This window comes from Kocuria sp. HSID17590 (genome assembly GCF_003989485.1).
Lineage (GTDB): Bacteria > Actinomycetota > Actinomycetes > Actinomycetales > Micrococcaceae > Kocuria > Kocuria salsicia.
Map to the genome: position 1 here is coordinate 1 of NZ_RBMB01000058.1, position 6,643 is coordinate 6,643.

Here is a 6,643-nt window from a genome sequence, read left to right on the forward strand (position 1 = left end):
CAACCACGACCGCCGGCATTCATCGCTCGGCTACCTCGCACCCGTCGACTACGCTCGGCAATGCACCCATCAATCGGAAACCGACGACTCGCACAGCGACCGGACCGAATGAAGGGGGCGGCCCACCCTTCGCGGCCCAGCCTGCTGTCCACAATCCTGCCCGTCCCCGCAAGGGCTTCCACTCGCGGGACGTCGCCTTCGGCGGCATGTACTTCGCCCACAAGTTCCCCGAGCGGCGCGAGCAGATGGACCTGCTGCTCGGTGGCGCCCACGACGTCTCGCCCACGCTCGACACCGGCCTGGAGATCTTCTCCCGCTATCTCGGACACGACGAGCGCTACCAGTTTCCCGCGCCCCTGGAGCGCCACGTCGTCGGTACCCTGGGCTACGACCAGATGCTCACCGCCTACCGCGCGTACAAGGTCTTCCTCAATGTGAACTCCGTGGTGGACTCGCCGTCCATGTGCGCTCGGCGGATTTTCGAGATCACCGCGTGCGGCACCGCGGTGGTGTCCACCCCGTCCGAAGCCGTGCGACGGTACTTCACGCAGGACCAGCTCTCCGTGATTGCAGACCGTGAGCACGCCGCCCACGTGATCCGCGCCCTCGTGCGCAGCCCGGAGCTCGCGGACCGGATGGTGCACCGCGCCCAGCGCGAGATCTGGGCCAAGCACACCTACACGCACCGCGTGGAGACGGTGCTCGAGGGCGCGGCCCCGCAGCTCGCCGTCGCCCGAGTGCGCCCCACCGTGACCGCGTTGCTGTGCACCAACCGGCCCGACCGCGTGGCCACCGCCCTGGCGGGGATCGCCGCGCAGCGGAATGTGACGCTGGATGTCGTGCTCGTGGCCCACGGTTTCGACCCCTCCACGAGTGCCATGGCCGACGCCGTCCACGACTCAGGTCTGCAGGTCACCACCGTTGCTGCGGACGCCTCGCTGACCCTGGGGGAGTGCCTCAACCTGGCCGTCGAGCACGCCACCGGGGACGTGCTCTCCAAGATGGACGACGACGACTACTACGCGCCGCGCTACCTCGCCGACCTGCTGGACGCCCTGTCCTACGCGAACGCGGACGTGGTGGGAAAGCAGGCGCACTACATGCACGTGCAGTCCCAGGACGCCACGCTGCTGCGCTTTCCCCGCCGCGAGCACCGGTACACGGACTTCGTCATGGGCCCCACCATCACCGGCCGACGCGAGGTCTTCCGCCAGATCCCGTTCCAACGGCGCAGCACAGGGGAGGACACATCGTTCCTCGCGGCGGTGCGCGAGGCCGGCTACACGATCTACTCTGCGGACCGCTTCAACTTCGTCCAGTTCCGCGGCGCGCACAGCCACACGTGGCAGGTTTCCGACGCCGCAGCGCTCGCTACCGGCGACGTCGTACTTTTCGGGGACAATAAGAAGCACGTGACGATATGATTTTTCGAATTCCCGTTGTCTCGAACGAGAACCATGCGTGTGCCCGCACGGGGCTGCGCGCCGATCAGATGAGGTGTGTCAATGAGTGAACCGCTGGAAGTCGTCTTCGTGGGGCTGGGCTACATCGGCCTGCCCACCGCCGTGGTGATGGCGAACCACGGGGTGCGGGTCCACGGTGTGGACGTCAACGCCTCGGCGGTCGAGCGGATCCAGCGCGGTGAGGTCACCATCGTGGAGCCCGGTCTGGAGGAGCAGCTGAAGCAGGCCGTGAGCAGCGGCCGACTCACCGCCACCACCGAGATGCAGCACGGTGACGCGTTCGTGATCGCCGTGCCCACCCCCTTCAAGGAGAACTACGAGGGGGACCTGACCTACATCATGTCCGCCGCGGAGTCGATCGCCCCGCAGCTGCGCGGTGACGAGACCGTGATCCTGGAATCCACCTCCCCGCCGCGCACCACCGAGAAGCTTGCGGCGAAGATCATGGAGCTGCGCCCGGACCTCTCCCAGGACGGTGCGGACGGCAAGCCGATCGTGCACTTCGCGTACTGCCCCGAGCGCATCCTGCCCGGCAAGGCCCTGGAGGAGCTGATCACCAACGACCGCATCATCGGCGGCCGCACCCCCGAGGCCGCCCGCCGCGCCCGCGAGGTGTACGTGTCCTTCTGCGAGGGTGAGCTGCTCGTCACGGACGACGTCACGGCGGAGATGTCCAAGCTCACGGAGAACAGCTTCCGTGACGTGAATATCGCGTTTGCCAACGAGCTCTCCCTGATCGCGGACAACCTGGGCATCGACGTGTGGGAGCTCATCGAGCTGGCCAACCACCACCCGCGGGTGAACATCCTGCAGCCGGGCCCCGGCGTGGGCGGTCACTGCATCGCCGTGGACCCCTGGTTCATCGTGGCCGCGGACCGTGAGAACTCGAACCTCATCCGCACCGCGCGCGAGGTCAACGACGGCAAGCCCAAGTGGGTGATCGGCCAGGTGGAGCAGGCCTGCTCGCACATCGACTCCCCGGTGATCGCAGCCCTGGGTCTCGCGTTCAAGGCGAACATCGACGACCTGCGCGAGTCCCCGGCCATGAACATCACCAAGGACCTCGCCGAGCACGTCAGACACGCGACCGTCCTCGCCGTGGAGCCGAACGTCTCCGAGCTGCCCAAGGGCCTGCAGGGCCTGCCCAACGTGGAGTTCGCCGAGTACCAGGACGCCATCGAGCGCGCGGACGTGGTCCTGCTGCTCGTGGACCACGACGAGTTCAAGGCCCTGCCGGCCACCGCGCTCAAGGGCAAGGCCGTGGTGGACACGAAGGGGCTGTGGCGGTGACGCGCTGAGCCGTGTGCGGCGGCGGTCCACCCCTCCGTTGCCGCGCACATGTGCATCTCTACTGCTCCCTGCCCCCGCAGGGATGCAACGTCACATTGCCAGGAGCACCCCCATGCATCCAGACGAACAGCGAGACCCGGGCCATCTCCGTGAGCTGATCCTCCGTCATGCCGCGACACAGCCTCAGAAGCTGTTCGATGAGTTGCAGGTGGCGCGCCGCCGCATTCGCACCCTGGAGGCAACTGTGGTGGTGGACAAGTCCAACATCAGGACGTTGAACGCTCGGGTGAAGGACCTCACGGCAGAGAAGGTCGCACACGCCCAGTCGGCCGAGGACACGGTGGGCGTCACCGAGCTCATGGGCTCTGAACTCGACGAGTCCGAAGTCGCCGCCTCCGGGAGGGCGGAGTCTGAGGAAGATGGGGACGCGGCGTCGTCGCCCTTGCACAACACCGCGGGTCCCGCGACGCCGACGACGGAAGGTCTCGTCGACGCGCTGCGGGACGAGCCCAGCGCCGAACGCCTGGACGAGCTCCTCACGCGTCTGTGGACGGACGAGGGGGAGATCACCCGCGTGGCCTCGCTGGTCCGTGAGTTCTTCCACCTGGTGCCTGAGCTGCCTGTCCGACGGCAGCAGATCGCGGACAGGATCCTGGGAACGGAGGCACTGGTTCGTTCCCTCCCCAGCCTGGTGCCGCCGCGCTCACGGGGTGCGGCCTATCTCGCGGAGAAGGGCCGTGTACTCTACTGCGCGTACTCGACCCCGATGTTCCACTCCAACGGCTACAGCGTGCGCACGGAGGGCGTGGTCTCGGGCCTGAAGGCAGCTGGGGCGGATGTGACCGTCCTTGCCAGGGCGGGCTACCCGTGGGATATCACCACGGTGCGGCCCAAGCCCCAGCGAAGGCGCCACGTGGAGACGCTCCACGGTGTGGAGTGGGTGCACCTGCCCGAGGGGCACAGCTCGAACCTTGCTCCGGACGTCTACATCAACGTCGCCGCAGATGCCGTGGTCAGGGAAGCGACCCGACAACGTCCCTCCCTTGTCCACGCGGCGTCCAACTACCTGAACGCGTTGCCGGCACTGATGGCCGCGCGACGGCTGGGCCTCCCCTTCGTCTACGAGGTCCGAGGCCTGTGGGAGGTCACGGAGGCCTCTGTCCGGCCAGGGTGGAAGGCCACGGAGCGCTACGCGCACCAGGCCAGCATGGAAGCCTTCGTCGCCAGGGAGGCGGACGCCGTCCTCGCCATCACCCAGGAGATCAAGGACGAACTCGTCCGCCGCGGTGTGCCAGACGAGAAGATCTCCCTGCTCCCCAACGCGGTGAACACGGACGACTTCCTGCCGCTTCCCAAGGACCACGGGTACGCGAAGGCCAGTGGCATCCGCACAGACGTGCCCGTCATCGGCTTCGCCGGGTCCCTCGTGGCCTACGAGGGGCTGCTCACGCTGCTGCAGGCGGCGAACATCCTGCGGGGCCGCAAGGTCGACTTCCAGGTGGTCATCGCCGGGTCCGGGGGCGTGTACCGGGACCTGAAGAACTACCAGGTGCGGAACAAGCTCAAGAGCAGGGTGAAGTTCGTGGGCCGCCGGCCGTCCCAGGAGATCCCTCGCCTGATGAGCTGCGTGGACATAGTCGCGTGCCCCCGGCTGAGTCTGCCCGTGACGGAGATGGTGTCCCCTCTCAAACCACTGGAGGCGTTCAGCGCTTCCAAGCCCGTGGTGCTCAGCGACGTCTCACCGCACCGGGTGCTGGTTGGGGCGCTCCCACATCAGACGGACGGACCCCGCGGTCTGCTGAGCCGCGCGGGAGACCCCAAGTCCCTGGCCGATGCGCTTCAGAGGCTGATCGAGGACCCCGAGCTCAGGGCGACCCAGGGGCAGTCCGGACGTCTGTGGGTGGTGGACGAACGGCAGTGGCAGAACCTCGGGCCGGGGATTCGACATGTCCACGACCAGGCGACAAAGCACTGCAGCGCGGTTGCGAGACCGGGGCGGAGTCTGGAAAAACTTCGGATCGGCGTCATCGCCGATGAGTTCACCACGGAAACCATTCGCCGTTCGGCCACGGTGATCCCCCTTGATCCCCTCGACTTCGCCCGCCAGCTCTGTGAAGAGCAACTGGACCTGGTGTTCGTGGAGTCCGCGTGGACCGGCAACGGCGGGCAGTGGCACCGCCGCGTGGGGCGGTACTCGGACGAGGAGCACGGTCCACTGCGGGAGCTGCTCACCCGGTGCCGGGCAGGGGGCGTCCCCAGTGTGTTCTGGAACAAGGAGGACCCGGTTCACATCGAGCGGTTCCGTGTCACAGGAGCCCTGTGCGACCACGTCTTCACCACGGACGCAGACATGATTCCCGAGTACCTGCACGAGGCACGGCACTTCGAGAGTGCCGGTGCCGTCACGGCGTCCTCCATGCCGTTCTACGCACAGCCGGCCATCCACAACCCGCTGCCAGGGCGACGTCCTCTCGAAGACACGGTGTCCTACGCCGGAACGTACTACGGGGACCGATACCCGGAGCGGATGCGGCAGCTGGACCACCTCTTGGGTGTGGCCGCGCCCCACGGCCTGGCCATCTACGACCGCCAGCTGACGGTCCCCGGCTCGCCCTACCGGTTCCCCGGGCAATACGAGCGAACGGTCCGGGGCGCTCTGCCCTACGACGAGGTGATCGACAGCTACCGGGCACACGCGGTGAACCTCAACGTGAACTCGGTGGCAACGTCCCCCACGATGTTCTCTCGCCGGGTGGTGGAAATTGCGGCGTGCGGGGGAGTGGTGCTCTCCACGTGGTCACGCGGCATCCACGAGACCTTCGGATCAGCGATCCCCTCCTCCAACGACGACCTCCAGTGCGCCGCGCTGCTCGCGGCCTGGACCTCGGATCCCGAGGAACGGCTGCGCGAAGTGTGGCTGCAGCTTCGCACCGTCCTGCGCTCGCACACCGTGGAGACAGCGCTGGTGGTCCTCGCCCGCACGGCCGGACTCGTGGTGGACGGGTTCCGGCTTCCTGAGTGGGGCACCACCGTGCGGCCCGCGCAGGTTCCGGCGCTCCTGGCACAGTCCGTCCCCCCTGCGGCAGTTCACCTGGTGGAGGACGACGCCGCCGCCCGTCGCAATCTCGAAGGACAGGGCATCCGGGTCACGAGTGGGGTCCAGGATCGCCCCGCGGTGGACTTCTGGGCCCACGTCCCCCAGGGGGCGGGCCGGACCTGGGCGGAGGACCTGCTACAGGCCACTCGTTGGGGCAACTGGGACAAGATCTCAGCGCACGAGCTGAGCCCCGGGCAGGGCGCACGGCACATTGCGGTGCCTGGTGAGAACGTCGTGGACGAGTTCGGGATGGCTCGTTCTGCGCTGTGGCTGATGGGGGATCCGCAATGCTTCCGCGACTTCGCCACACCAAAGACCCTCACGGTCACCCGAACTCAGGAGGAGTCGCACGAGCCCCTGCACCGGGAGACGCACTCGAACACGACCGTGCTGGAGGAGCGGCCTCGCGTGCTGGTCGCTGGCCACGACCTGAAGTTCGCCGCCTCCTGGATCGAGCACCTGCGGGTACGGGGTGTGCCCGTGGTCGTGGACCGGTGGAGCGACCACGCCCACCATGACGAGGAGGAATCCCTCGCCCTCCTGGACGGAGCCGACACTGTGTTCTGCGAGTGGGGGCTGGGCAACGCCGTCTGGTACTCGCACCACGTCTCGGACCGCCAGCGGCTCCTGGTGCGAGTGCATGCTCAGGAGATCCGTGGGCCCTACTGGGCTGACCCCGTTTGGTAGGTCCGGTGGTTGTGTGAGTCGTCCTGTTGCCCGGGGGTCCGGGCAGTGAGACTGGTCAGATCATGACGAACAGCAGGAAGCGTCACACCTCGGAGCAGGTCGTCCG

Annotated in this window: 3 protein-coding genes; all 3 read left to right on the top strand. The window is 67.5% G+C overall.

All coding sequences use genetic code 11. From position 1 onward, the window contains the following. Positions 1–206 precede the first annotated feature (206 nt). The 3 genes from D8M39_RS12190 to D8M39_RS12200 all read left to right on the top strand — a co-directional run bounded on the left by D8M39_RS12190 (position 207) and on the right by D8M39_RS12200 (position 6,537). Positions 207–1,424, top strand: coding sequence for a glycosyltransferase (locus tag D8M39_RS12190; RefSeq protein ID WP_238694086.1), 1,218 nt, complete (start codon positions 207–209; stop codon positions 1,422–1,424). Positions 1,425–1,505: 81 nt separating this feature from the next. Beyond that, positions 1,506–2,753, top strand: coding sequence for a UDP-N-acetyl-D-mannosamine dehydrogenase (gene wecC, locus D8M39_RS12195; RefSeq protein ID WP_126875103.1), 1,248 nt, complete (start codon positions 1,506–1,508; stop codon positions 2,751–2,753). Positions 2,754–2,865: 112 nt separating this feature from the next. Then, the gene (locus D8M39_RS12200; RefSeq protein ID WP_126875104.1) at positions 2,866–6,537 is read left to right on the top strand and encodes a glycosyltransferase; all 3,672 of its coding nucleotides are present in this window, start codon (positions 2,866–2,868) and stop codon (positions 6,535–6,537) included. Positions 6,538–6,643 lie beyond the last annotated feature (106 nt).